The sequence below is a fragment of the Streptomyces sp. TG1A-60 genome, from assembly GCF_037201975.1.
Classification (GTDB): Bacteria; Actinomycetota; Actinomycetes; order Streptomycetales; family Streptomycetaceae; genus Streptomyces.
Genome location: NZ_CP147520.1, coordinates 7,193,742 through 7,220,457 on the forward strand (window position 1 = coordinate 7,193,742; position 26,716 = coordinate 7,220,457).

24 protein-coding genes are annotated in these 26,716 nt (G+C 69.9%); 13 read left to right on the forward strand and 11 right to left on the reverse strand.

Features of this window, described 5'->3' with window-relative positions; genetic code table 11:
- Positions 1–89: 89 nt before the first annotated feature.
- The 9 genes from WBG99_RS31630 to WBG99_RS31670 form a co-directional block, all read right to left on the reverse strand.
- Positions 90–635, reverse strand: coding sequence for a Na+/H+ antiporter subunit E (locus WBG99_RS31630; protein WP_338899618.1), 546 nt, complete (start codon positions 633–635; stop codon positions 90–92).
- The gene (locus WBG99_RS31635) at positions 632–2,191 is read right to left on the reverse strand and encodes a Na+/H+ antiporter subunit D (protein ID WP_338899619.1); all 1,560 of its coding nucleotides are present in this window, start codon (positions 2,189–2,191) and stop codon (positions 632–634) included. The genes WBG99_RS31630 and WBG99_RS31635 overlap by 4 nt, the downstream gene beginning before the upstream one ends.
- Entirely contained in the window at positions 2,188–2,727 is a 540-nt protein-coding gene (locus tag WBG99_RS31640) for a Na(+)/H(+) antiporter subunit C (protein ID WP_338899620.1), read from the reverse strand. The genes WBG99_RS31635 and WBG99_RS31640 overlap by 4 nt, the downstream gene beginning before the upstream one ends.
- Positions 2,724–4,973, reverse strand: a complete 2,250-nt coding sequence (gene mbhE / locus WBG99_RS31645; protein WP_338899621.1) for a hydrogen gas-evolving membrane-bound hydrogenase subunit E — start codon at positions 4,971–4,973, stop codon at positions 2,724–2,726. Before mbhE ends, WBG99_RS31640 begins: the two co-directional genes overlap by 4 nt.
- The gene (locus WBG99_RS31650) at positions 4,868–5,566 is read right to left on the reverse strand and encodes a proton-conducting transporter membrane subunit (RefSeq protein ID WP_338899622.1); all 699 of its coding nucleotides are present in this window, start codon (positions 5,564–5,566) and stop codon (positions 4,868–4,870) included. Before WBG99_RS31650 ends, mbhE begins: the two co-directional genes overlap by 106 nt.
- Positions 5,567–5,835: 269 nt before the next feature.
- Positions 5,836–6,903 carry an amidinotransferase gene (locus WBG99_RS31655; RefSeq protein ID WP_338899623.1) on the reverse strand — a complete coding sequence of 356 codons (1,068 nt, stop codon included), beginning with the start codon at positions 6,901–6,903 and terminating at the stop codon, positions 5,836–5,838.
- Positions 6,904–7,164: 261 nt separating this feature from the next.
- Complete coding sequence (locus WBG99_RS31660; protein WP_338899624.1) at positions 7,165–7,362, reverse strand: hypothetical protein; 198 nt, start codon at positions 7,360–7,362, stop codon at positions 7,165–7,167.
- Positions 7,363–7,918: 556 nt separating this feature from the next.
- The gene (locus WBG99_RS31665; RefSeq protein WP_338899625.1) at positions 7,919–8,587 is read right to left on the reverse strand and encodes a LacI family DNA-binding transcriptional regulator; all 669 of its coding nucleotides are present in this window, start codon (positions 8,585–8,587) and stop codon (positions 7,919–7,921) included.
- Complete coding sequence (locus WBG99_RS31670; RefSeq protein ID WP_338899626.1) at positions 8,563–8,988, reverse strand: LacI family DNA-binding transcriptional regulator; 426 nt, start codon at positions 8,986–8,988, stop codon at positions 8,563–8,565. The genes WBG99_RS31665 and WBG99_RS31670 overlap by 25 nt, the downstream gene beginning before the upstream one ends.
- 592 nt (positions 8,989–9,580) lie before the next feature.
- Here WBG99_RS31670 and WBG99_RS31675 point away from each other — a divergent pair.
- Both WBG99_RS31675 and WBG99_RS31680 read left to right on the forward strand, forming a co-directional pair.
- A complete protein-coding gene (locus WBG99_RS31675) occupies positions 9,581–10,615 on the forward strand; it encodes a LacI family DNA-binding transcriptional regulator (protein WP_338899627.1) in 1,035 nt (344 codons plus the stop codon).
- A gap of 926 nt (positions 10,616–11,541) precedes the next feature.
- A complete protein-coding gene (locus WBG99_RS31680; RefSeq protein ID WP_338899628.1) occupies positions 11,542–14,214 on the forward strand; it encodes an RICIN domain-containing protein in 2,673 nt (890 codons plus the stop codon).
- A 60-nt stretch (positions 14,215–14,274) separates the two neighbouring features.
- Here WBG99_RS31680 and WBG99_RS31685 read toward each other — a convergent pair whose 3' ends face one another.
- Positions 14,275–14,916: an SGNH/GDSL hydrolase family protein gene (locus tag WBG99_RS31685; RefSeq protein WP_338899629.1), complete on the reverse strand. Its 642-nt coding sequence runs from the start codon at positions 14,914–14,916 to the stop codon at positions 14,275–14,277.
- Between the two features lie 131 nt (positions 14,917–15,047).
- Here WBG99_RS31685 and WBG99_RS31690 point away from each other — a divergent pair, with 131 nt between their 5' ends.
- Positions 15,048–15,758 (forward strand): cupin, encoded by a 711-nt coding sequence (locus tag WBG99_RS31690; protein ID WP_338899630.1) that lies wholly within the window; start codon positions 15,048–15,050, stop codon positions 15,756–15,758.
- A gap of 147 nt (positions 15,759–15,905) precedes the next feature.
- Here the strand turns inward: WBG99_RS31690 and WBG99_RS31695 are convergent, their stop codons facing one another.
- On the reverse strand, positions 15,906–16,895 hold the full coding sequence (locus WBG99_RS31695) for a LacI family DNA-binding transcriptional regulator (protein ID WP_338899631.1): 990 nt from the start codon (positions 16,893–16,895) through the stop codon (positions 15,906–15,908).
- Positions 16,896–17,124: 229 nt separating this feature from the next.
- On the opposite strand from WBG99_RS31695, the gene WBG99_RS31700 reads away from it, so the two are divergent.
- The 10 genes from WBG99_RS31700 to WBG99_RS31745 all read left to right on the forward strand — a co-directional run bounded on the left by WBG99_RS31700 (position 17,125) and on the right by WBG99_RS31745 (position 26,672).
- Positions 17,125–18,045 (forward strand): sugar ABC transporter permease, encoded by a 921-nt coding sequence (locus tag WBG99_RS31700; protein WP_338899632.1) that lies wholly within the window; start codon positions 17,125–17,127, stop codon positions 18,043–18,045.
- A 49-nt stretch (positions 18,046–18,094) separates the two neighbouring features.
- Positions 18,095–18,934, forward strand: coding sequence for a carbohydrate ABC transporter permease (locus WBG99_RS31705; protein ID WP_338899633.1), 840 nt, complete (start codon positions 18,095–18,097; stop codon positions 18,932–18,934).
- A gap of 101 nt (positions 18,935–19,035) precedes the next feature.
- Positions 19,036–20,343 carry a sugar ABC transporter substrate-binding protein gene (locus tag WBG99_RS31710; RefSeq protein WP_338899634.1) on the forward strand — a complete coding sequence of 436 codons (1,308 nt, stop codon included), beginning with the start codon at positions 19,036–19,038 and terminating at the stop codon, positions 20,341–20,343.
- Between the two features lie 89 nt (positions 20,344–20,432).
- Positions 20,433–21,470 carry a Gfo/Idh/MocA family oxidoreductase gene (locus WBG99_RS31715; RefSeq protein WP_338899635.1) on the forward strand — a complete coding sequence of 346 codons (1,038 nt, stop codon included), beginning with the start codon at positions 20,433–20,435 and terminating at the stop codon, positions 21,468–21,470.
- Positions 21,471–21,543: 73 nt separating this feature from the next.
- Positions 21,544–22,482, forward strand: coding sequence for a PmoA family protein (locus WBG99_RS31720; RefSeq protein ID WP_338899636.1), 939 nt, complete (start codon positions 21,544–21,546; stop codon positions 22,480–22,482).
- Between the two features lie 163 nt (positions 22,483–22,645).
- A complete protein-coding gene (locus WBG99_RS31725; protein WP_338899637.1) occupies positions 22,646–22,954 on the forward strand; it encodes an amidase family protein in 309 nt (102 codons plus the stop codon).
- Between the two features lie 216 nt (positions 22,955–23,170).
- The gene (locus WBG99_RS31730; RefSeq protein ID WP_338899638.1) at positions 23,171–24,256 is read left to right on the forward strand and encodes an S-(hydroxymethyl)mycothiol dehydrogenase; all 1,086 of its coding nucleotides are present in this window, start codon (positions 23,171–23,173) and stop codon (positions 24,254–24,256) included.
- Positions 24,253–24,888 (forward strand): MBL fold metallo-hydrolase, encoded by a 636-nt coding sequence (locus WBG99_RS31735; protein WP_338899639.1) that lies wholly within the window; start codon positions 24,253–24,255, stop codon positions 24,886–24,888. The genes WBG99_RS31730 and WBG99_RS31735 overlap by 4 nt, the downstream gene beginning before the upstream one ends.
- 261 nt (positions 24,889–25,149) lie before the next feature.
- Positions 25,150–25,512, forward strand: coding sequence for a bifunctional 3-phenylpropionate/cinnamic acid dioxygenase ferredoxin subunit (locus tag WBG99_RS31740; protein WP_338899640.1), 363 nt, complete (start codon positions 25,150–25,152; stop codon positions 25,510–25,512).
- The gene (locus tag WBG99_RS31745; protein ID WP_338899641.1) at positions 25,509–26,672 is read left to right on the forward strand and encodes an FAD-dependent oxidoreductase; all 1,164 of its coding nucleotides are present in this window, start codon (positions 25,509–25,511) and stop codon (positions 26,670–26,672) included. The genes WBG99_RS31740 and WBG99_RS31745 overlap by 4 nt, the downstream gene beginning before the upstream one ends.
- The last annotated feature ends 44 nt before the right edge of the window (positions 26,673–26,716 follow it).

Below are 26,716 nucleotides of genomic sequence, written 5' to 3' on the forward strand. Positions count from 1 at the left end.
GTCGGCTGGAGCAGCAGGGTGCGCCAGACGGGGCTCCCGGTCGGCCGATCGGGTTCCTTCCCTGACGTGTCGCCAGGTGCCGTCAGGCGTCACGTGTCCTCCGGGCGGCCCGGTACCGATCTGTTCCTCGCGGTGCGACCGCGGCCGACCGCTCGCACGACCCTGCGCTCCACCGCCCGCACCTCGCTCTTGCGCCGGTCGATGTCGCGCTGGTCGCGGACGGGAAGGGCGTGGACGTACAGGCGTCGTCGACGCCGGTCGATCTCGGCGACCAGCGTGCCGGGGGTCATGGTCGAGACTTCGGCCACGGCCGTGATCAGCAGGTCGCTGTCGACGCTCAGCGGGACTTCGACGATCGCGGTGGACGTCTTGCCGCCGTGCCGGAGGACCTGCCAGGCGACGATGGTCCCGGACTTGACGAGGTCCGCCATCAGGTGGACCAGCAGTCGTGCGACGCGCAGCGGACGGGGCACCGTCCCCGTCAGTACCGGCGGCAGGGAGAAGGCCGCGACGACGACGGTGGCGACCAGCAGACCTCCGAGGAGCACCACCCGACTGGCGGAGCCCCACAGCAGCACCCACAGCAGCCACAGCCAGACGATCATCGGCAGATGGCGCATGCCCCGACGGATCAACGGTCCTCCTCGGACAGAACGACGGACCGGTACGGCTGCGGGTCGAGCAGGCCCTCCGCGGCTCGTTCGCTCAGGCCGACGAGGGGACCCGCGCAGGCGGCGACCGCGACCCCGGTCGCCGCCATGCCGGCCGCGGCGGCGATCATCAGCCGAACCCCGGGCGGTCCACCACGGCGCCGCGGCGAGGGGCGGGCTGCTCCCAGGAGCGATGGCTCGGGACCCGCCGCCTCACCGGGGACAGGGTGCCGCTGTCCCCGGAAGGCCGACGTCCACACCCGGGTCATGGCGTAGAGGGTCAGCAGGCTGGTGAGCAGAGCGGTACCGGCGAGGGCGTACGCCGTCGGCCCGCCCTGCGCGACTGCGGCCCGAAGCAGAGCGAGCTTGGCCACGAAGCCGGAGAACGGCGGGATCCCGGACAGGCTCAGCGCCGGGACGGCGAACAGCGTGGCGAGCAGCGTGCCCGAGGGCTGCCCCTGGGCCATGCGGTGCAGCGCCGCCGTCCCGGTGCGGCGCACGGCGAGCCCCGCGGCGAGGAACAGAGCGGCCTGGACGACGATGTGGTGGATGACGTAGAGGATGGTGCCGGTCAGTCCTCGGATGTCGAAAAGCGCCAGTCCGAACAGCATGAAACCGATGTGGCTGACCAGCGTGAAGGCGAGCATCCGGTTGATGTCGTCCTGGGCGATGGCGCCGAGGATGCCCACGACCATGGTGAGGATCGCCGCGCACGCCAGGACCGTCCACACACCGCTGCGGGGAAAGAGCAGCGTCTGGGTGCGCAGCAGGGCGTACACGGCGACCTTCGTCAGCAGCGCGGCGAACACGGCGGTGATCGGCGCCGGAGCGGTGGGGTAGCTGTCGGGCAGCCAGAAGTGCAGCGGCACGATCGCCGCCTTGATGCCCAGCACGGCCAGCAGCAGCAGGCTGAGCGTGCCGCGCAGGCCGTCGGGCAACTCGGCGAGCCGTGGGCCGAGTTGGGCCAGGGTGACCGTGCCGGTGGCCGCGTACACCAGGGCGACCAGGGTGATGAACAGCAGGGACGAGGTCAGGCTGACGATCGTGTACGTCATGCCGGCGCGGGTGCGGACCTCGTCGGCGTCCAGGGTGATCAGGACGTAACTGGCGGCGAGCATCACCTCGAAGGCGACGAAGAGGTTGAACAGGTCGCCGGTGAGGAAGGCCAGGCTCACACCGCTGACGAGCAGCAGGTAGGCGGGGTGGAAGACCTGCGCCGACCGTCGGCGCCGCTCCGCGGTGCCCTGGCCGATGGCGAAGACCAGCACGGCCAGCGCGACCAGCACCGACACGGTGAGCAGCAGGGCCGACAGCCGGTCGGCCACGAGCGTGATGCCCAGGGGCGCGGGCCAACCGCCGACGTGCAGGGCCTGCGGTCCACGCGTGTCGGCGAGTACGAGCAGGGCCGCCGCATCGGCCAGGACACTCACCAGCACCAACGCACTGAGTCCGCGAACCACGGGGCGGGGCGGGCGCAGCAGGGCCACGCCGGCGCCGAGAGCCGGCAGCAGCACTGGCACGGCGAGCAGAAACCCGGTCATCGGACTCCCCCCGGTGCGATGCCGCCGTCACCGTCGCCCCGGCGGCCGGCGTCTGTCCCGGCGCGCTTCCGGTCGGCGCCGGTCTCCGCGTGTTCACGGTCGGCGGTGGTCCCCCCGCCTGCACGGTCGGCGATGGTCTCGGTGTGCTCTCGGGCCGTTCCTATGCGCCGGTCCTCCACGTCGTCGTACACCTCGTCATGTCCGGACAGCCGCCAGGAACGGTAGGCCAGGGCCACCAGGAAGGCTGTGAGGCCGAACGTGATCACGATCGACGTCAGTGCCATGGCCTGCGGCAGCGGATCGGCGAGTTCCGCCGGGTCCGCCGTCTTCCCCTCCACCACCGGCGCTCGCCCGGGCGTCCCCCCGGCCACCAGCAGCAGCAGGTTGGTGCCGTGGCCCAGAAGGAGGAAGCCGAGGACGATCCGCATCAACGACCGCTGCAGCATGAGGTAGAAGCCCGCGGTGAACAGGCCGCCGACCACGATGGCCATGGTCACGTCGAGGGTCCCGACCGTGGTGTCCACCGCGCCGTTCACCGGGGCGAACCTCCCTGCTCGTGGCCCGCCGGGGCGGTGGTGGTGCGAACGGGCGAGACGCTCTCCGCCGACAAGAGCTTGAGCGTGACGCCGATGACGAGCAGGTAGACGCCGACGTCGAAGAACAGGCTGGTCGCGAACTCCACCGTGCCGAGTACCGGGGGGTGCCACGCCACCACCGTGCTCGCCAGCGGAGCACCGCCGAGCGCCGACGGGAACAGCCCGACACCTGCCGCGATCAGCAGGCCCGTGCCCGCGACCGCGCCCGCCGGCACGCGCAGGGCCGCGCCGAGGTCGGCCCGTCCGCCCACCAGAAAGCGCAGGACGAACGCCTGCCCCGCGACCAGGCCGCCGGCGAACCCACCGCCGGGGCGGTAGTGCCCGGAGAACAGCACGAAAAGCGACAGCGTCAGGATCGAGGGGAACAGCAGCCGGGTGGCCACCTCCAGCAGGACCGAGCGCTCCCCGCCGGGCAGCTCAGGGGCGCCCGGCAGCCACGTCTGCCGGGGCTCGTCCCAGCGCGCCGTCGGGACCGTGCCCGGCGGAGTCCCGCCGCGAGCCTGCTGCCTGTCCCGCCCGTGGAACCGGACCAGACTGACCACCCCGATCGCCGCCACCAGCAGCACCGAGATCTCGCCCAGCGTGTCCAGCGCACGGAAGTCGACGAGAATCGCGTTGACGACATTGTGGGCACCCGTCTCCGCCACCCGGCGCACATATCCCGAGGAGACCGCCGGGGCCGTGCGCGCGTTCGACGTCGCCAGGGCGAGGACGGTGACGAAGAGGCCGACCGCACCCGCCACCACGGCCCGCAGCAGACGCACGCGTGCGGTGGTCCGGCCGGGACCGAACCGGGCCGGCATCCGGCGCAGCACCAGCACCACCACGATCAGCGTCATGGTCTCCACCAGGAACTGAGTGAGCGCCAGGTCCGGTGCTCCCCGCACCAGGAACACCCCCGCCACCCCGTAGCCGACGGCCCCTGCCAGCAGAATGCCGGTGAGCCGGTACCGGGTGACCACGACCGCCCCGGCGGCCGTCAGCACCACCACCCCCAGCAGCGGTTCGAACGGGTACCGCCAAAGAGGTGGGGACCCCAGCGAGGGGGCCGTGGTCAGCAGAGCCACGCCGGGCACCACGACCACGGTCACGAGCAGCACGGTCAGGTACACGGGCAGCGAGCCGACCTGCGTGTGCCGGGTCACCGTCACCGCCAGCCGGTCCACGCCCGCGACCGCACGGTCGTACGCACGCTGCACGTCCGGCAGACGCGGCACACCCGTCCCCGCCCTTCTACGCCGCCGGGCGGCGTAGAACAGGCAGCCCAGAACCAGGGAGAGTGCCGACAGGCCGAGCACCGGCGTGAAACCGTGCCACAGGGACAGTCCGTACGGGCCGTGCGGCCCTGGCGGATAGCTGTCGGCGTATGCGGTCGCGACGGCCGCCGTGCCCGCATATCCCACACCGAGGACCAGGCCCGCCCCCGACAGCGCGGCCACCGGTGCGAGGAACCCCGTCTGCGGGCGCCGCGCCCGCTCCGCCGTCTCTCCGGGCCGTCCGCCGAAGGCGCCATACAGGAACCGGGCCGCGTACGCCACCGTCAGGGCCGATCCGAGCACGACCATCACCGTCAACTGGTCGTGGTTGCCCAGCTCGGTGCCGTGCACAAACGCCTCCAGGGCGGCTTCCTTGCCCAGGTAGCCGACGAGCGGGGGCAGACCGGCCATCGAGGCGGCGGCCAGCGCGGTCACGCCGAACAGCACGGGCAGGCGCCGCCCGAGTCCCGAGAGCTCCCGCATGTCCCGTGTCCCGGCCTCCTTGTCGACGATGCCGACGGACAGGAACAGCGCCGCCTTGAACGCCGCGTGCGCCAGCAGCATCACCACGCCGGCCAGCGCCGCGGTCCGCGTTCCGGCCCCCATCAGAGCGATCAGCAGGCCCAGTTCGCTGATCGTGCCGTAGGCCAGCAGCAGCTTCAGGTCGCTCACACGCAGTGCCCGCCAGGCCGCCAGCACCATCGTGGTCAGGCCCACCCCGAGCACCATGGGCCGCCAGGGGGCCGCCTCGGCCAGGGCGGGGGCCAGCCGGGCCACCAGGTAGACACCCGCCTTGACCATCGCAGCCGCGTGCAGGTACGCGCTCACCGGCGTGGGCGCCACCATCGCGGCGGGCAGCCAGCCGTGCAGCGGCATCTGCGCGGACTTGGCGAACGCCCCGACCAGGATGAGCACGACCGCGACCGACACCGTGCCGCCCCGGGAGGGGCGGCCAGAATCGCCGAGACGCTGTAGGTGCCGGCCGCCTGACCGAGCACGACGAAACCGAGCAGCATCACCAGACCGCCGGCCGCGGTCACCAAGAGGGCCTGCCGGGCGGCGCGCCGGTGCTGCCGCGTCTCACCGCGCCCGGCGATGAGCAGGTAGGAGGCGACCGTGGTCAGTTCCCAGAAGACGTAGAGCACGAAGAGGTTGTCCGCCAGCACCAGCCCGGTCATCGCCCCCGCGAACGCCAGGAGCAGGGCGGCCACGCGGCCGGCGTCCCGCTCGACGTAGTACCTGCAGTACAGCAGGACCAGGGCTCCGACACCGGCGACGACCCACAGCATCAGGAGGGAGAGAGCGTCCACGCGCAGATCGACCGTGAGCCCGAGCGACGGAGCCCACGCCAGGGACTCCCGGTACTCGCCGCCGCCCAGGACGCGCGACGCCCGCGTGCCGGCCCAGATCACCGTCGCCAGCGGCACCGTGGTTGCCACGAACCACACCGTGCGTCCGAGCCGCCGTTCCCACCGGAGGGTCGCCGCCGCGACCCCCGCGTGTGCGGCCAGCAGGACCAGCACAGCAGCACCAACTCCTTTACGGCGTCCCCCACCACCGCCACGCGGCATCGGGACCCAAGCCTTCCGGGCGTTTCACGTTCGACGGTGCTGGGTGCCCTGTGTAGCAGCGACGAATCCTCTGCCCGGGCAACGCCGCGCCGGAGGGGTGAGCGGGACGCCGGGCTCGGGTGCGCGGCGTGAGGCCGGGCCCGCCATGTCGGTCACGCCGGCCTGTATCGCCCCGCGCCGCATGGCTCCGGGGGTGTGGGACGCTCCTGCCGATCGGTCGGTCAGTCGACGTACGATTCGAGTGTGCCGCGGCGGCGGATGTCGAGGGTGGCGCAGTGGAAGGATCCGCCGAACGGCGCGTAGTGCAGCAGATCGCACGGGATCGGTTCGAAGCCCCATCTCTCCAGTGCGCGCAGCATGCCGGTGTGGTGGCGTTCGGCGATCACCCGTTTGTCGTCGATCATGAGGACGTTCATGCTGAGCCACTTGCCGCACATGGAGGTGACCTTGAGCAGGCGCTCGTCGATGGGGTCGGGCTCGGGGGCGGGGAGGACGTCCCAGGAGGAGAGGGCCTCGGGGAGCCGGTCGACGTCGATGTACTCGGGATTGACCAGTAGCTTGCCGGGTGCGAGCGGCATGAGGGTGGTGTCGATGTGCATCGGTGTGCGGCAGCGGCTGTCGATCTCGTGGATGCGGTAGCCGGGTCCGAGGTGGCGGCGCAGCCAGTCGATGCCCATGCGGTTGGTGACGTTGCTGCGGGTGACGAACAGGTCGCGTCCGGCGCGTACGAAGTCCGCCGCGTCGAAGACGGGCTCGAACTCGGTGAGGATGTGGCGCGGGGGCTCGCCCGGCGCGGGGACGCGGAAGTCCGCGTCGAACAGTTCGTCGGTGAGCTGCGGCTTCGGTGCCGCGGTCCAGCGCGCTCCGCGGCGGAAGTAGTCCTTCAGGATCGTCCGGTAGGAGTGGGTCTCGAAGTACCGGCACGGCCATGCCATCGGGGTCTCGATGATCTCGTCGCCGATCACGAGCATGCTGTCGCGCGGACAGGTGTTGCAGAAACCGCGTGAGGACCAGTCGGGTGTGCCGAAGCGTCGCCGGTGCTCGACCGCGTCCGGGCGCCGGACGGTGATACCGAGGGACTGCAGGAGGGCGACGAACTGGTCGAGCTCCTGCCGCGCCCGTTCGATCATGGCGCGGGGGTAGCCGCGGCCTGCCGCGAGGCCCTGCAGCCGTGCCGCCCAGGGCGGGATGTTGCAGGTGACGACCGGATGGCCGGAGGGGATCGTCGCGCCGTCGAGCCGGCCGACGACGATCTCCTCCAGCGGGTCCCACTCGTTGTGCGAATTCACCGGCGAGACAAGAGGTTCAACAGCGCGGGCAGCCGTGTGGACCTCGTCGGGTGCCGCTGTCGTCGGAGTGCCGGGTCTGTGCACCGCTGCCATGCTCAACCGCTTTCGGGTCCGGAAGTGATCACTTGACGCATGTGAAAAGTTACGTGAAGTGAGCGTCCAGGGCTTGCCCACGTCAGCGAAGTAGGACCATCTGTCCACTGCTCCGAGGCCGACCGCTCGGCGGCGGACGGCAGCAGTGGGGAACGGTCATCCGGCCGGCTAGGCCACTTCGAGGGAGAACGCGGTGCTCGTGTCGGCCGCGATCACCTTGACTTGCACGGTGCCGGGGGACTCGCCGGCGATGAGCGGCACGTCCGTGGTCCCGGTACCGTCCGAGGAGGTGGTGATGCGGACAGGTGAGCCGCCCCGGAAATCGGTCCCGGTTCCCTCGGGATCGTTCACGAAGAAACTCACCATCTGACCTCCGCTCGGCCGTTCACCGGCAACGGCCAGGACCGAGAGAGGAGCGAACTCCTGTCCCTGCTCCACCCTTTGGCCGTCGCCTGCCATCAATGTCAGTGCGTCCATCACCCAGAAACCCCCTCGAACCAGGACACCGCCTCTCGGCACAGCGCCGCAGTGCGGTAGGAGTTCCGGTTCTCCCGGAGTTCCCACCTGAAACCCCGATCCGCCTTGCTCACGACACCGCCCGGAGACGTGGCGGCGCAGCTACCTGTGCGCCCCGGCCTCCGGTGTAGGGGCAAGTGGCTTCGGGCACTCGGGTGACGCTCGTCCGTTCCGGTGCCGTCGGCGCAGCGGATTCCGGCATCCGAGGAGCTTTCCGAAGCGACCGGGAGGGTGTCCACGGCCGCAGTCATCGAGGGTCCAACGGGGCCCGTGGCCCCGTCTAGGCCGTGCTCACGGGCGGCCGGGCGTGCCGTCCGGTCCCGCGCTGCTGCTGCTGCCGGTGCCCGGCCCACCGGACCAGCGGCAGCAGCCCCAGCCGGTACCACCGTCGCCGGGCGACGGCACGTCATCGACGAGGTGTGCTTCCCCTCAGGACGACGTTCGTGGGGACCGGTACGATCCGCGAGGCATCGTCGTCGGAGAGCGCGAACTCCAACGCGCGTTGCCCGACCTGCCGCAGAGGCACGGTTACGGAAGTCAGCGCCGGGTCGACGTCCACGGCTGGACCGATGTCGTCGAAGCCGGCGACGGCGACGTCCCGGCCGGGGACCAGTCCGGCGTCGCGGAAGGTGGTCATCACACCGATCGCCATGACGTCGTTGACGGCGAAGACCAGCTCCGTGCCGTCCAGGCCCCGCCGGAGGAGCTCGCGGGCGGCCGTACAACCGCCTCGGCGGCTGAACTCCGCTTCGACCACGAACCGCTCGTCGATGTCGATGTCGAACTCGCGCAGGCCCTCCACGAAGCCGTTGCACCGGTCGCGTGACGTCCTGAGCCCGACGCCCCCGCGCACCATCGCGAACCGCCGGTAGCCGATGCCCACGAGCGCGCGGGCAAGCTGCCGCGCTCCACCGTGGTTGTCGATGCTGACGGTGCGGAACGGCAGGTCGTGCTGGCTGATCAGGACCACGCTGCCGCCCGCCTCCCGGTAGGCGTCGAGCTCCTCGACGAGAGCGTCACGGGTGTCGGCGCCCTCGATGCGGCTGCCGGTCAGGATGACGGCGCGGGGCCGCATGCCGCGCAACGTCCTGACGATCTGGAGTTCCCGCTGGGGGAGCGGTCCGCGACCGCCATCGTCACGATGAGGCCAGCCGCCTCCGCCGCCTTCGTCACCCCTCCCGCGATGGAGGAGAAGTACGGATCGTCCACACCGCTGACGACCAGCGCGGCGGTGTTCGTCGATCCTCGCGCGATCGCCTGGGCCGACAGGTGCGGCGCGTAGTCGAGGTCCGCCGCCGCGGCGAGCACACGGGCGACGTTCTCCTCACGGACGTTGCGAACGCTGCCGTTGAGCACGCGCGACGCCGTCGCCTGCGAAACGCCCGCCGTCCGCGCCACGTCACGCAGGGTCGCCCGGCGTTCGCCGGATACGGCATCCCCGCGCCGTCGCAGAGGCTCGGCCGACCCATCGTCCATGCCGCACATTGTGCACCGGACCGCACAGGGCCTGGCAGGCGGTGGAATGATGACGGAATACCCCTCCGTGGGCAGACCGCTCACTCGTGACGGAATGCCTTTCCGTCCCTTCCGGCCGATGGACCGGCCCCCGACAGGGCTTCGGGCCCTACCACCGGGGCACGACAGGCCTGCCGGCTTCTTCGACCGGGGCACGACCCGACCGGGCGCGACAGGGTTTCCGGTCTCCACGGCCAGGCGCGACACGGCGTAGGGCCCTGACGATGCGCATGCCTGGCGGAGCCCCGCCCGACACGATCACGGTCGGCCGGGCATCCGTGTCCTGCCGCGTACGGCCGCGGATGTGATCCCGATCGCCGACCGTCGACACCGGCCTCCCCGGCGAGCGCGGGCAGCGGCTGCGACCCCACGCCGACACGTCACCCGGGAGGGAGTCCGGGGCCCAGGCGCACACTCGTGTACCCCCGTCGACCGTGCGCCACTGCGGAGACGGTCACCGGCACCGCCGGCATCCCCGCCGACGGCCGGCCACGGATATCCTCGGGTAGCGTCAACGGCGGCTCGTCTTCGTGTGCGGGGAGGGAACGGCACGATGCCCCATCCAGCCAGGCCGACCGTCACCCTGCGCGACGTGGCGACGGCCGCCGGCGTGTCGGTCGCGACCGCGTCACGAGTCCTGGGCGACAGTGTCCGGGCGGTCGCCCCCGCATACGAGCAGCGGGTCCGCGCCGCCGCGGCTGCGCTGCGCTACACCGCGGACACCTCGGCACGGGCGATGCGGCGCGCGAACGACTCGATCGCGGTCGTCGCCGACGACCTCACGACCCCGTCGATAGGGATCGTCGCCGCGGCGATGGAACGGCAGGCGCGCGACGCCGGGGCGTTCGTGACCGTCTCGCCGACCCACGGCACCGCCGAGCGCCAGCTCGAGACCATCCGGCTGCAGCGTGCGCTCCGGCCGCGGGCGCTCATCCTCACCTCGAGCCGCATCGGCGCCGGCGCCCTGGGCGGGCGCCTGCTCGACGAGTTGCTCGGATACGAACGCGAGGGCGGCCGGGTGGTGGTCGTCGGCGACACCGACATGCCGTTCGACTCCATCAGCTTCGACAACCACGGCTCCGCCAAGGAACTCGCCGCCCATGTCGCCGCCTCCGGGCACCGGCGCGTGACGATCCTCGCCGGCGTCCGCGGGCGGGGAAACGTCTCCGCCCGAACCGCGGGCTTCGTGGCCGGACTCAGCGACGGCGGCGTCGAACGGCGGCACATCCGGATCGTGCATTGTGCGGTGAGCCGCCAAGGGGGATTCGACGCGGCGCGGCGGCTGGTCGCCGTGGGGCAGGAGCCGCCCCACGCGGTCCTCGCAGCCAACGACGTGATCGCCGTCGGTGCGATGTCCGCCTTCCGGGCTGCCGGGACGGCGGTGCCGGAGGACGTCTCGGTGACCGGTTTCGACGACATCGAGCTCGCCATCGACGTGACACCGCGGCTGACGACCGTGTCGTTGCCTCTGGCGCAGGCAGGTGCCGAGGCGGTTCGCCTCGCACTCGCGGCCCGTGCGGAGGCCGCGCACCTGATGTTGCGCGGGCAGGTCGTGGTACGCGACAGCATGGCGGTCCACGCCGAGTGACCTGCCCCTGCTGTCCGTCACGGGCCGAGCCGCGACCACTCCGGCCGGGTGGCGCCGAGCAGCGGGAAACACCCTCAAGCCGTCGGGCGCCGTCGGAGACGTGACGACGTCCCCCCGCATCGCGATTGCCCACAGGGTGAAAGAGCGCCACGCTGCTCCCTGCGAGAGCGCACCTGGCGAGGGCCCACCGGCGAGGCCCACCTGTACGAGAGCGCGGTGCGCACGCTCGTCGTGTGGCTCGGCCCAGGGCATTCGCCGCAGACGCCGCATCCCTCGTCGAACTGGCCGCGCCACGGGCTCAGGCCGTCCGGGCCGCGCAGTGCCCAGGCGAACCGCCCGGTTGCCGCAGTCAGACAGAGGCAGCGCCGAAGGGGCGCCGACCTGCCGTTCGTCTTCCGGTGGAGCCCTTCACGTCGCTGAAGGGTTCTCTGCTCGAAGCCTTGACGCACTCGAACACCGCTAGGCACACTGCGCGGAATACGTTTTCCCAATGCATCCCGAGGGGCATGCGTGAGGTCTCCTGGCGAACTCCAGCCGTTGCGCGTCAGTGCCGACTGCGCACCGCGCGAACCCGACGGCCAGGCCGCCTTCGACCTCCCGTCGGCCTGGTGCACGGCGCTTCGCCCCAGCATGCTCGGGCCGGTCGTGACGCCGCTCGTACCGAGGTTCACCGACCACCACCCGATCCAGCCGCCGGGGTGCGCCGAACTCCCGGAGCCGCCGTCGAGCCTGGATACCGATGGGGCATATCGGGAGGAATCTGTCCTCATGTCGTCACGCGCCCTTTCGTGTGTCCGCCCCACGGACCCCATCCGCCCGCGCCCTGAGCCGTTACGCGATGTCTCGCGAGGAGGCGTCAGGACAGGAGCCGGTACCGCCCGACCACAGAGGACAAAAAGAGGACAATGACCGCCAACCGAAGACTTGTGTCAAGAGCGACCGCAGCCGCACTCTGCGCGCTGGCCGTCGTGCTCGCGTCGATCGTGCTCATCCCCGCGCAGCGGGCCTATGCCGCAGGCACCACGTACTACGTGAGCGCGACCGGCAACGACAGCAACGCCGGAACCAGCAGCAGCACGCCCTGGCGCTCGCTGAACAAGGTGAACTCGAAGACCTTCCAGCCCGGCGACACCATTCGCTTCGAGTCCGGTGACAGCTGGGTCGGGCAGCTGTGGCCGAAGGGGTCGGGCGCCGACGGCGCCCCGATCGTGATCGACCGCTACGGAGAGGGCGCCAAGCCGAAGATCGCCGGTCAGGGCACCGTCGCCGAGGCGGTGCGGCTGTCCAACCAGGAGTACTGGGAGATCCGCAACCTCGACGTGTCGAACGCGGCGCCCGCGACCGCGACGCCCGGTGAGAACCTCGGCGACTTCCGCGGCATCGGGGTACACGGCAACAACGGCCAGACCCTGCACCACTTCGTGATCGACTCGGTCGACGTCCACGACGTGACCGGCGAGGTCAGGTGGATCGGCGGCAACACCGCGAACAACCGTCCGGGTGTCATCTGGTCGAACGGCTGGGACCGTTCGAAGAACACCGGCGGCATCGCCTTCCTCACCACCGTCGCCGACATCGCCGCGCCCGGCGCTCCGACCGTGCTCACCGACGTCACCGTGCAGAACTCCACGATCAAGAACACGTCGTTCGCGGGGATCACCGTGAAGCAGTACGTCGGTGACGCGCCGGGAGCCGTCAGGACGGGCTGGGGTGAGCGCAGGACGGCCGACGACAGCCTCTTCACACCGCACACCGACGTCACGATCCGCGGCAACTACATCACTCAGGCGAACACCGACTTCGGTGGCAACGGCGTCTACCTCACCGACGTCCGGGACGCGCTCGTCGAAGGCAACGTGGTCGACCGGGTCGGCGTGTCCGGCGTGGAGACCTACGCGGCCGACCGTGTCACCGTCCAGTACAACGAGGTCATGGGCACCCGCCACGCTCAGGGCAGTTCCGACGCGAACGGCCTCGACCCCGACATCGCCACCACCAACCAGCTGTTCCAGTACAACTACCTCCACGACAACGGCGACGGCATCCTGCTCTGCGGGTGCGGCTCCGCCCGGTTCGGCAGTGCGGTGATCCGCTACAACGTCGTGACCGGCAGCGAGCGGTGGAACCTCCACATGTCGCAGCAGACCGGCACGGTGGCCTCCGTGTACAACAACGTCTTCCAGAGCACCGACGCGCCGAACATGGTGACCGGAGGCGTCTCCGGCCGAGCAACGCTGACCAACAACCTGTTCGTCTCCGGACGATCCGACGTCAACTTCCGGGAACAGTCGAACATCACCTACAACAACAACGGATACTCGGCCAACCTGACCCCGCCCGCGTCCCACACGAACGCCGTGGTCGGCGCTCCGCAGTTCGTGAACCCCGCCGTCGCGGGGCCCTACGGCGACGAGAACGGCCCGAGACTCGGCACGGCGGCGAACTTCGCGCTCCAGGCCGGATCGGTGTTCGTCGACGCCGGTGCCGCCGTCACCGGCAACGGCGGCCTCGACTTCACGGGGACGCCGGTACCGACCGGCAGCGGTCCGGAGATCGGCGCCTTCGAGCGCGGAGCGTCCGACGTCGCGATCACGGATTCGTTCGACGGCCTGGCGACCGGTGCGCTCGCCGACGGGACGAACGGTTGGGGAGTCATCTCGACCAACAACCAGGTCGCCGTGGTGGAGACACCGTCCGCCACCGACAAGAGCGTCCGGCTGACCCGCACCATCGAGGGCGGCGGCAGCGACGGGACCAACCTCGCCCGGGTCTTCGGCACCCCGCTGCAGGGCGTGGTGACGATCGATGCGCAGGTGATGCGCAATGACACGCAGGCGGGCTGGTTCGGGTTGCCCTATGTGTACAACTCCAGCGGCGCCCAAGCCGTCAGCGTCGCGTTCGCTCGCGGCCAGATCCACGCGTACGAGGGAAGCACGAACCGTGTGATCGGTACGTACACCCCTGGCAAGTGGTATCGGATCACGCTCACCGTGGACACGGTGAACCAGCGCTTCGACCTGGACATCGACGGCCGGCGCATGCTGACCGACGCCGCGTTCCGCACCTCGATGCCGGGGATCGCGAAGGTCGCGTGGTACGCGAACGGAGGCGAGCGCGGTTCGGTGCATGTCGATGACGTGCGGGTCCGGCGCGGTCCAGGATTCACCAACGACGGTTACCGCAATCTCGTGGCGCGGCATTCGGCCAAGTGCGCCGACGTGGCCGGTGCTTCCACCGCCGACGATGCCGATCTCGTTCAATCAGACTGTGGCGCCGGGCAGAGCCAGCAGTGGCGACTGCGCGATGCCGGCAGCGGGTACGTCCAGCTCGTGGCGCGGCATTCGGGCAAGTGCGCCGACGTGGCCGGTGCTTCCACCGCCGACCGTGCCGATCTCGTTCAATCAGACTGTGGCGCCGGGCAGAGCCAGCAGTGGCGACTGCGCGATGCCGGCAGCGGGTACGTCCAGCTCGTGGCGCGGCATTCGGGCAAGTGCGCCGACGTGGCCAGTGTCTCCACCAGCGACGGTGCCCGGCTCATCCAGTACGGCTGCGGCACCGGTCAGAACCAGCAGTGGAGCATCAGTCCGCTGACACCCTGAGAAGAGATGTGGTTCTGCCGGGCCGTGTCGGCCCGGCAGAACCACATCTTGCCGTACTCGTCAACGTGGTGAGATCTGCTTCAGTCTTGCGCTGACCACCGGCACGTAGAACGTGGTGATGCCCGCCACGTTGGGATGCGTTCCCGATCCGTCTGTGCCAGGGAAACCATTGACCAGATCGTCGAATGTGTATTTCGCCCGCTGGGCGTCATCGCGTGTGTCGAACGCGGTGTCCCCGAAGACGTCGGCGATGACGAAATCCCACGTGTGAGAGGCCCGCAAGGTCACCTCGCGCAGCGCCATCTGAGTGGCCCAGTCCCTCGAACCGAGCTTGTGGGCGGCAACATACACGATGCGGGCGGTCGGATATTTCCGCTTCATCGTGTGCAGAGTCTTCTCCAGTTCTCCCGCGTAGGTGCCCACGTCGTAGTGGCCTTTGACGACTGACTCGGCATCGTTGGTGCCGCCGTCAAAGATGACGAAGTCCGGTGCGACAGCCGCCGCTCCCTCGACCTGCGCACGTATCTGCCCCCCAGAAGCCTCCGGGTCGGCGCCAATGGTCGCGCCGTTCCGGGCGAACTTCGTGAGTGTCATTCCCTCGCGCTCGGCAACGAGGTCCACAAAACTGCGCGGATACACGTGTCCCTGCACGATGCTGTCACCGAATGCGTAGACAGTCCTGCCCGCCAACCCGTTGCCCACACCCATATCCTTCCAACTCCGCGAATGCAGACCTGATCTTAGACAGGGAATTGACTCGTTGGGTGAGGAGTGCGTAAATTGCAGAGCATAGAAAGCGCTTGCTATCCAGAAATGGAGTGCTGATCACACACATGAGTACAACGAACACCGGGTTGCCCGGGGGCGTCGCCGTCTCGCATCTGTCGGTGTACGACTGGCCTTCCGCCGACGGGGCGTGCGGCGGTACCCCTCATATGCACCTGGCCTGTTCCGAGGCCTACGTCGTCACCGGCGGCCGCGGGGCCGTGCAGACGCTGACCGCCTCCGGGTACGAGGTGACTCCGCTTCAGGCCGGTACGGTGGCCTGTTTCACGCCCGGCACCATTCACCGGCTGGTCAACGAGAGCGATCTGCGGATCACCGTTCTGATGCAGAACAGCGGGCTCCCGGAGGCGGGGGACGCGGTCCTCACGCTGCCCCAGGAGTACCTGACCGATCCCGAGACGTACGCGCGCGCCACCGTCATCCCGGCCGACGCGCCCGTGGAGGAGCAGGAGCGCGTCGCCCGGGCCCGGCGGGACCTCGCCCTGGAGGGCTACCGGGTACTGCGTGATGCCGACGGGCCGCAGGCCCTGGCCGCGTTCCACCGAGCCGCCGCCGCGCTGGTACGGCCGCGTATCGCCGAGTGGCGGGAGCGGTGGCGACAGGGTGCCGAGGCCGCCGCCGCGGCTACCGGCGCGCAGCTCGACCTGCTGGAGCTGGGGGAGTACCCCCACCTCGCGGATGCCGCCGTACAGTCCGAACGGCCTGCCGCCCGTGGGAAGTTCGGGATGTGCGGACGGCTTGACGTCTACCGGAACTGATGTCGATGTGCGGTCTCGGGAGCCCTTGACGCCGGGCCCGCCCCCGCACGGCCGTGCCGGCCCCATATGGTGGCCGGCCGGCAGAGCGGCTGGAGGGGTATACGGTTTCCGGCCGGCCCCGACCCGTGCGGCCGTAGTCCCGAGCGGTCACTGCTCACTGCCAGGGCGGCCTTCAACGGGCGGCTCGGCCGTCGACTCCCGCCAGATGATTCGGAACAGCGTTTCCTCCTTCGCTGCGGGCGCCGTATCGAGCAAACCCGCTATCAGCTTGGCCATGGCCTTGCTGCCGAGTCGTTCGAGGTCCACGTCGACGGTGGTCAGGGACGGGGTCATGAACTGTCCGACCCCGACGTTGTCCCAACCGGTCACGCTGACGTCGCCCGGCACCTCCCAGCCACGCTCCCGGGCGCCCCGGACGACGCCGGCGGCGACGAGATCGTTGGCCGCGATCACCGCGGTCGGCCGGGAACGGCTCGGGAGCGACCGGATCGCCTCTATGCCGGAATCGCCGGACCAGTCGCCGTCGAAGATTCCAACGGACTCGAGCCCGAGGCGTTCGACCGTGTCCAGATAACTCTGCCTGCGCGCCCTCGCGGAAGCGAACTGCGCGTCGCCCGCCACGTGCAGGAACCGGGAGTGGCCGAGCGCCGCCAAGCGCTCGATCATCCGTACCACGGGCGTGCCGTCGGCCAGTTCCCCGATGCCGCGCATCTCGTCGTCGAAGTCGGCCGAGATCACCACGGTCGTCCTCTGGTGCAGTCGGCTCTGCACCGTGGGGAGCACGGGAGCGAGGGAGAGGATGCCCTCGTACTGTCCCGAGTCGGCGAGTTCCAGGAGGCGTTCACTCCTCGCCCCAACGCCGCCCCCGGCGCTCACGGCGTCCACGAAGTACCCCGCGGACTGTGCCGTCGCGCTGGCCCCCGCCAGCATGCGTGACGGGTTGAAGGCCATGGCGGGCATGAGGATCGCCAGACGGCCGGTCTTCCGCGTGCGCATGGACCGCGCCACCAGGTTGGGACGGTAGTCCAGTTCGCGGATCGCCTTCTCCACGCGTTCCAGGGTGGCGGGCTTCAGTCCGCCGTTGAACCGCAGGTACCGCGACACCGTCTGGGGTGACACACCGGCGAGTCGCGCCACATCTGTGATCGTCGGCCGTCGTCGCGCCTGGTCAGCGCCAGCCATCCGCTCCACCCACCCTTCCGTCAACGGTTGTTGAAGTCAGAGAGTACACACTCTTGACGTAAAAAGTTATCGTTCACTATTGTCCTCGCAACCCAAGAGGTGAACGATCACTTTTTGGTTACGCGAGGCCCGGGACGGGCCCGCACCACTGTGTGCCGATGCCGCCGCTCAAGGGAGCAGTGCCGTGAGCTCCATCAACGAACTACGCCGGCTGCGCGGGTCCCAACGGGGCGCCCGACAGCAGAACAAGGTGGCGTTCTTCTTCCTCCTGCCATGGTTTTTCGGGCTCTTCGGGGTCACTCTCGGCCCGATGCTGGCCTCGCTCTACCTCAGCTTCACCAAGTACAACCTGCTCCAGCCGCCGCAGTTCAGCGGAGTCGACAACTGGACGCGCATGCTCCACGACGAGCGGCTGCACAAGTCGCTCGGGGTGACGTTCAGCTACGTCCTGGTCTCCGTTCCGTTGCAGCTGGCGCTGGCCCTGGGGCTCGCCCTGCTGCTGGACAGGGGAGTGCGTGGCCTCGCCTTCTACCGCTCCGTCTTCTATCTGCCGTCGCTGATCGGCGCCAGCGTGGCGATCGCCGTGCTGTGGCGCGCGATGTTCGGGACCAACGGCCTGGTCAACGAGGCCCTGGCCCTCGTCGGTATCCAGGGGCAGGGCTGGATCTCGGAGCCGGGAACGGCGCTGTCGACCCTCATCATCCTGAATGTCTGGACATTCGGCTCACCCATGGTGATCTTCCTCGCCGGGCTGCGACAGATTCCGGCCTCCCTCTACGAGGCGGCCTCCGTCGACGGCGCGAAGCGCTGGCGCCAGTTCCGCAGCATCACCATTCCGCTGCTGACACCCATCATCTTCTTCAACCTGGTGCTGCAGATCATCCACGCCTTCCAGACCTTCACCCAGGCCTTCGTGGTCTCCGGTGGCACCGGAGGCCCTGCCGACTCCACCCTCTTCTACTCGCTCTACCTGTACCAGCGCGGGTTCGGCCACTTCGACATGGGGTATGCGTCCGCACTCGCGTGGGTCCTGCTCCTCATCGTCGCGGCCTTCACCGCCGTCAATTTCTGGGCCTCAAAGTACTGGGTGTTTTACGATGACTGACCGCGCCGTAGCAGTACCCCGCTCGCTGCCCGTCGACCGCCCTCACACGGTGCGCAGGATCAGGCGCGCGGTGCGCGCCCCCCTCAAGCACTGCCTGCTGGCTCTCTGCGCCCTGACGATGCTCTACCCCATCCTGTGGATGGTGGCCAGCTCGCTGCGGCCCAACAGCCAGATCTTCCGCAGTGCGGGACTCGCCCTGACAAACCCGCACTTCGAGAACTACGCCAACGGCTGGAACGCCTTCGCCGAACCGTTCAGCTACTACATGACCAACTCGGTCATCGTCGTGATCGGCGCGATCCTCGGGAACCTCCTCGCCTGCTCCCTGGCCGCGTACGCGTTCGCCAGGCTCGAATTCCGGGCGAAGCGAGTGTGGTTCGCCGTCATGCTCGTCACCATCATGCTGCCGATCCACGTGATCATCGTGCCGCAGTACGTCCTGTTCTCGGAACTCGGCTGGGTCAACACGTTCCTGCCCCTGATCGTGCCGAAGTTCCTGGCGACCGACGCCTTCTTCATCTTCCTCATGGTGCAGTTCATCCGTGGGATCCCGCGCGAACTCGACGAGGCCGCACGGATCGACGGCGCCGGGCACGCGCGGATCTTCTTCCACGTGATCCTGCCGCTGATGATCCCGGCGCTGGCGACCACCGCGATCTTCACCTTCATCTGGACCTGGAACGACTTCTACACCCAGCTGATCTACCTCACCGACCCGGAGATGTACACCACGCCCCTCGCGCTGCGTGCCTTCGTCGACCAGCAGACCGCGACGGACTGGGGCTCGGTGTTCGCCATGAGCGTGGTGTCGCTCGTTCCCGTCTTCCTCGTCTTCCTCGCCGGGCAGCGCTTCCTGCTGCGCGGCATCGCGACCACCGGCGGCAAGTAACTGCGGGGGCTACTGCCGGACATGCGGAGGCGAACGAGTCAGGCCGCTCGGGAGCACCGCAGCCATCAACCCGACCCACACATCAGAGACAGGAGAATCACATGAACGTCAGCCCCTTCAGACGCGTCGCGATCGGGGCGGTCGCCTCACTCTCGCTCGCACTGACCGCCTGCTCCGGCGGCAGCACCGGCTCCGCTCCCGAGCTCGGCGACAAGCCGGTCACCATCCGCGCCACCTGGTGGGGAGCGGACACCCGCGCCGAGCTCACCAACGAGGCCATCGCTGCGTTCGAGAAGAAGCACCCCAACATCAAGGTCAAGGGAGAGTACAAGGACTGGGGCGGCTACTGGGACGCGCTCGCCACGACGACCGCGGCCAAGGACTCGCCCGACGTCGTGCAGATGGACGAGCTCTATCTCGCGTCGTACGCGGACCGCGGAGCGCTGTACGACCTCGGCGAGGCCGAGAAGATCGTCAACACCTCGCAGTTCGACGACGCGGCCCTGGCCACCGGACAGATCGGTGGAACGCAGTACGCGCTTCCCATCGGCGTCGGCGTCATGTCCGTCGTCGTGAACACCGACCTGTTCAAGAAGTACGGCGTGGACCTTCCCGACGACACGACATGGACGTGGGACGACTACGCGAGGATCGGTAAGGAGCTGACGGACAAGAGCGGCGGCAAGATCCATGGTGTGGCCGACGCCCCCGGCTTCGACGCCGGCAGTCTCAAGTACTGGGCTCGTCAGGACGGCGGCGAACTCTTCGGCGAGGACGGCAACGTCTCGCTGAAGCCCGAGTCGCTCGCCGACATGTGGAAGTACGGTCTGGACCTGATTTCCTCCAAGGCCAGCGTCAAGGCCTCGACCATGGTCGAAGACCAGACCGCCGGTATCACGGCCAGCAGCTTCGCCACCGGCAAGGCAGCCATGACAGGGAAGGCCTACAACACCCAGATCACCGCGCTGCAGGAGGCCACCGGCGCCAACCTGAAGCTGCTGCAGCTGCCCCGCGTCGGCGACACCAAGGCGAACTTCTTCAAGCCCTCGATGTACTGGGCGGTGTCCAGCCAGAGCAAGCACCCGGCCGAGGCCGCCGCGTTCGTCGACTTCATGCTCAACGACCAGGCGGCCGCCGACGTCCTCAAGACGGAGCGCGGAATCCCCGCGAACAAGGAGATGCTCCAGCACCTCCAGGCGGGTCTGACGGGGTCCGACAAGGCGGCGGCCGAGTACCTGAACGCGGTGACACCGGGCAAGGCGCCGGTCGTGACCCCCAACGGCGGAAGCGGGATCGAGCCGATGCTGCAGCGCTACAGCCAGGAGGTGTACTTCAAGAAGACCTCGCCTCAGGCCGCCGCGAAGGCCTTCATCAAGGAACTCCAGGCCGAGATCGACGCGGCCGGGTGACCTCCTTCCCCGGGGGCCGTCGCCACTGCCCACAGCCCCCGGGGAGCCCCACGAAATGCGGGTCAGGAACCAGGAGAGAGAAACCACCCATGCCCAGCCCCAGGCCGCCGTACCGCGTGGCCATCATCGGCACCGGCGGTATAGCCCACGCCCATGCCGCAGCCCTCACCGAACTCTCCGAACGCGCCCGGCTGGTCGCCGTCGCCGATGTCGACCCCACCCGCGCCGCCGAGTTCGCCGACCGCTTCTCCGTCCCGCACGTCTTCAGTGACCCGCAGGCCCTGCTGGAGAGCGGGAAAATCGATCTCGTGCACATCTGCACGCCACCGCAGACCCACGCCCCCCTGGCCGCCATGGCGATGCGGGCAGGCGTCACCGCCCTGGTGGAGAAGCCGACGGCGCTGAGCCTGCGCGAGATGGACCACCTGGCCGCCGTGCAGGAGCAGACCGGCTCCAAGGTCCTGACCGTCTTCCAGCACCGCTATGGCGCGGCGGCCGTACGCCTGCGCCGGCTGGTCGCGGCCGGGGTACTGGGCCGGCCACTCGTCGCCACCTGCGAGACGCTGTGGTACAGGTCCGACGAGTACTTCGACGTGCCGTGGCGGGGACGCTGGGACGTCGAGGGAGGCGGCCCCACCATGGGACACGGCATCCACCAGTTCGACCTGATGCTGTCGGTCCTCGGCCCCTGGTCCCTGATCACCGCACTCGCCGACCGCCAGGTCCGGCCCACGGACACCGAGGACGTCTCGGTCGCCGCCGTGCGCTTCGACAACGGAGCCCTCGCCACGGTGGTCAACTCCCTGTTGTCCCCCGGGAGACGTCCCGGCTGCGCTTCGACTTCGCACACGCCACGGTCGAAGTCGAGCACCTCTACGGCTACCGCGAGGAGCACTGGCGGTTCACGCCGGCCCCCGGCCACGAGGAGCTCGCGGCCCTGTGGGCCGCCGGCGACGAGCCGGACATCCCAAGCGGCCACAGGCTCCAGATCGAGGCCGTGTTCGACGCCTGGGACACAGGCCAGGAACCCGGTGTCTCCCTGCCGGACGCGCGCCGCACCTTGGAGTTCGCGGCCGCGACGTACGCCTCGGCCTTCCGCGGAGTCCGCGTCGCCGCAGGGGAACTGACCGACGACGACCCGTTCACGCTCAGCATGGACGGCGGCGCGGTCCCGTGGGATCGCGTCAAGGAGGCACTGGTATGAGCGCTCTTGAGATCAGTCACGACGTCGGTGCCACGGTCACGGTCCGGGACGGCGACACCGAGCTCTTCCGCTACGTGTACCAGCCGGACACCGTCCAACTGGAATCACCCAAGCCCTATATCCACCCCCTGCGCACCCGGGCCGGCAAGCTGGTCAGCCTGTTCCGTCCCCACGATCACGTGTGGCACAAGGGCATCGCGTGGTCCCTGCCGCACGTCGGAGAGGAGAACTTCTGGGGCGGCCCCACGTACATCCACGGACGCTTCTACGTTCAGCTGGAGAACAACGGAACACAGGCGCACCGCAGGGTCGTCGCCCTGAACCGGTCCGACGGTACGGCGACGTTCGCCCACGACCTGGACTGGATCACCCAGTCCGGCGCACTGTTCTTCACGGAACGCAGGACTGTGCGAGCGAGTCTGGTCTCCCCGGACGCCTGGGCGTTGACGTTCGAGACGCGGATGACGAACGTCTCCGGAACCGACGTCGCCATGGGATCGCCGACCACCAAGGGGCGGGAGAACGCCGGCTACGGCGGCCTGTTCTGGCGGGGCCCACGGTCGTTCACCGGGGGGCAGTTCGTCACCGGGGAAGGCATGGGCGGCGACAAGGTCCGCGGGCGGCGCCTGCCGTGGATGGCCTTCGCCGGCCGCCACGACGAGACGGACGAACAGTCGCTGGTCCTCATGGTCGACGACGCGGCCAACCCGAATCACCCCCCGCAGTGGTTCGCCCGGACAGAGGAGTTCGCCTGCCTCAACCCGGCACCGTTCTTCAGTGAGGAGCTGACCATCGAGGACGGCGCCACCGTGCGGTTCCGCTACGGCGTCGGGATCGCCGACGCCGACGCGAGCGCGGCTCCCGCACTCGCGGACGCGGTGCGCGGGGTGCTCGCGCGGTCCGACGCGATCACCGCTGCCGGCGACCCCGCATGAGCGCCCCGGAGCCCCGACCGGCCCGTTAATCCGGCCCCAGCGCGCGTTCGGCCCCGTTCGGAAACCAGGTTTCTGAACGGGGCCGAACGGCGTCGGGGCAGGTCGGGGGTAACTCGTGACCTCGGGGTGCGCCGGTGGCGACGGCTCGGTGCCGTCGCCACCGGTGGGAGGCACCCACAATCCCCGGGACCGTGCGGCGACCCACGGCGGACCGAGCGGCGGCGCGCCGGTCGCGGCCCCCATCGGCGTCGTCCCCCTCGCCCAGGGCAACGACATCGCCGGGTCGCTCCAGACGGCGGTCTGCGGCGCCGTCGGCCTGCGCCCCGCGGCAGGCACGGTGCCGACCTGGCATCGAGGAGCGGCAGCCGACGATACGGAGGGCTGGGCCGGCGTCCCAGGCGAAGGGCGCGGCACGGCAGGGACGCGGGCTCCTGGAGCGGCCCGGGTTGGCCAGCGGCACGCCGCCCTCTGAGTGCGCGTGGTCGTGGGGTTGGAGGAGGCGGTGCGCGGCTCGGGGCCGAACAACCCCGCTGTCCCTGGTCGCCCTGCCGGTCCACGCCCATCAGAACGTGCCGAACGTCGAATCCTTGACCCCTGGTCGGCACTCCATGATGCTGTGTTGCGGCACGTGAGATGCGTGCCGTAATGAGCAACATCTGACTCAGACTCGTTCAGCCGAGGAGTGGCCATGACTCACCAGGTCCGTGCTGTCGTCGCGCGGGGCAAGGGCGCCCCCGTCAGCCTGGAAACGATCATCGTGCCCGACCCGGGCCCGGGAGAGGCGCTGGTGGGGATCCAGGCCTGCGGGGTCTGTCACACCGATCTGCACTACCGCGAGGGCGGCATCAACGATGACTTCCCCTTCCTCCTGGGGCACGAGGCCGCGGGCGTGGTGGAGGCCGTGGGAGAAGGGGTCACCGACGTCGCTCCCGGTGACTTCGTCATCCTCAACTGGCGGGCGGTGTGCGGGCAGTGCCGGGCCTGTCGGCGCGGACGGCCGTGGTACTGCTTCAGCACCCACAACGCGAAGCAGAAGATGACCCTGACCGACGGCACGGAACTGTCGCCGGCGCTGGGCATCGGCGCGTTCGCGGAGAAGACGCTGGTGGCGGCGGGGCAGTGCACGAAGGTGGACCCGGCCGCGTCGGCTGCCGCCGCCGGTCTGCTGGGATGCGGCGTCATGGCCGGCATCGGCGCGGCCATCAACACCGGCAACGTCGGACGCGGTGACAGCGTGGCCGTGATCGGCTGCGGCGGCGTCGGGGCCGCGGCGGTCGTCGGGTCGGACCTGGCGGGCGCGGCGAAGATCATCGCGGTGGACATCGACGACGCCAAGCTCGACATGGCCAAGAAGCTGGGAGCGACCCACACCGTCAACTCCCGGAACGCGGACCCGGTCGAGGCGATCCGCGAGCTGACCGGCGGATTCGGCGCCGACGTGGTCGTCGAGGCGGTGGGCCGCCCGGAGACGTACGGGCAGGCCTTCCACGCCCGCGACCTGGCCGGCACGGTCGTCCTCGTCGGCGTGCCGACCCCGGAGATGAAGCTGGAGCTGCCGCTGCTGGACGTCTTCGGCCGGGGCGGCTCGCTGAAGTCCTCCTGGTACGGCGACTGCCTGCCGAGCCGGGACTTCCCGATGCTCATCGACCTCTATCTGCAGGGGCGTCTGGACCTGGACGCCTTCGTCACGGAGACCATCGCGCTGGACGACGTCGAGAAGGCCTTCGAGCGGATGCACCGCGGCGACGTCCTGCGCTCGGTGGTGGTCCTGTGACGACCGGCCCCCGCATCGAACATCTCGTCACGTCGGGGACGTTCTCGCTGGACGGCGGCACCTGGGACGTCGACAACAACGTGTGGATCATCGGTGACGACATCGAGGCGATCGTCGTCGACGCCGCGCACGACGCCGAGGCGATCGCCGACGCCCTCGGCGGGCGCACTCTGCGCGCCATCGTGTGCACCCACGCGCACAACGACCACATCGACGCCGCGCCCGATCTCGCGGCGCGTACCGGCGCTCCGATCCTGCTCCACGGCGACGATCTGGCGCTGTGGAAGCAGACCCACCCCGACCGGACTCCCGACGGCGGCCTGGCCGACGGGCAGGTCCTCACGGTGGCCGGTGTCGAGCTGACCGTGCTGCACACCCCCGGCCATGCCCCCGGCGCGGTGTGCCTGTACGCGCCGGCCCTCACGGCCCTCTTCAGCGGTGACACGCTCTTCGCAGGCGGGCCGGGAGCGACGGGACGGTCCTTCAGCCACTTCCCGACCATCATCGACTCCATCCGGGACCGGCTGCTGACCCTGCCGGCCGACACCGTCGTACACACGGGCCACGGGGAGACGACCACCATCGGCGCGGAGGCCCCCCACCTTCAGGAGTGGGTCGACCGGGGGTTCTGACCACCGCCCGCCCAACAGCGCAACTGCCCACCCCGGGAGGGGGCCCGACGCTGGACCGCCCCTCTCCGACCATGTCGGAGAGGCTGGGTCCGGCGTTGCGCCCCCTCCCCTTTTGTTTCACATAGGGATCGGGGTTGCGTGATGAGCAACTCACGGCGGCGGCTCAACCGGTCCTCGGAACGCCTTGACAAGGTTTCGGGGCGACTCCAGACTGATGTTGCGCTTACCGCAATCCGTTTCGCTATACGCACCGAGGTGGTCATGATGATTCCCGCGTGCCCTCTGGCGGATCTCCCGCGAGGAGAGGCCTTCCGGCTCGAGACCGACCCGCCGGTCACGGTGTTCCACACCGATGACGGCGAGCTCTTCGCCATCGATGACACCTGCACCCACCAGGACGCCTCGCTCGCCGACGGCTGGGTGGAGGGCTGCTGGGTGGAGTGCCCGCTGCACGCCTCGAAGTTCAACCTGAAGACCGGTGAGGTCGACGCTCCGCCGGCCAAGCTCCCCGTCCGGACCCATGAGGTCGTCGTCCAGGACGGCATGATCTACGTGCAGCTGTCCACGGCCGCACCCAACCTGCCGCACTGCGTCACAGCCCGCCTCGCCGGGGCTCTCGCGTGAGGACGGTGGCCGTGGTGGGCGCCTCGCTGGCCGGGCTGTCGGCGGTGCGCTCACTGCGGAAGCAGGGCTACGACGGGCGGCTGGTCGTCATCGGAGACGAACTCCACCGCCCGTACGACCGGCCCCCGCTGTCCAAGGAGTTCCTGGCCGGCACCATCGGCGAGGCGGACCTCGCGCTGGAGACGGACGACGAGGACCTGCGGGCGGAGTGGCTGCTCGGCACTCGCGCCACCGGACTCGACCGCACCGACCGCGCCGTCCGGCTCGCCGACGGCAGTGAGGTCCGCGCCGACGGCGTCGTCATCGCGACCGGCGCCGCCGCGCGCACCCTGCCCGGCTCCGAAGGGCTGGCCGGAGTGCACGTCGTGCGCACCTTGGACGACGCCCGCACGCTACGGGACGAACTGGCCCGTGGCGGACGGCTGGTGGTCATCGGCGGCGGATTCATCGGCGCCGAGGTCGCCTCCACCGCATACGCCCTCGGGCTCGACGTGACGGTGGTCGAGGCGGCCCCGACACCGCTCGCCGGACCGCTCGGCGAGACCATGGGCGCCATCGTCACCGCGCTCCACACGGACCACGGCGTACGGCTGCTGTGCGGCGTGGGCGTCAAGGGGCTGAGCGGTGAGCACCAGGTGGACGCCGTCCTGCTCCAGGACGGTCGCAGCATCCCCGCCGACATCGTCGTGGTCGGCGTGGGCGCACGACCGTGCGTCGAGTGGCTGGAGGGATCCGGCGTCGAGCTCGACAACGGCGTCAAGTGCGGTTCCGACGGCCGCACCAGCCTGGCCGGCGTGGTCGCGGTCGGCGACTGCGCCAACTGGTACGACCCCCGTACGGGTGCGCATCGCCGCGTCGAGCACTGGACCGGAGCCCTGGAGCGTCCCGCCGCCGCCGTCGCCACGCTGCTGGCGGGCGGAGCGGTGGAACCGGGCCTGCCCCGGCCGCCGTACTTCTGGTCGGACCAGTACGGCGTGAAGATCCAGTTCGTCGGCCACGCGGCCGGAGCCGACAGTGTGACGATCGAGGAAGGCTCGGCGGAGGACCGCAATGTCCTCGCCGTCTACCGGCGCGCCGGCGAGCCGGTCGCCGTGCTCGGGATGAACCAGCCGCGGCTGTTCACCCGCTGGCGCAAGCAACTGGCCCGCCCCGCTTCTTGACACCGCCCCTGATCCACCCCATGCTGCGGTTTCACATGGCACGC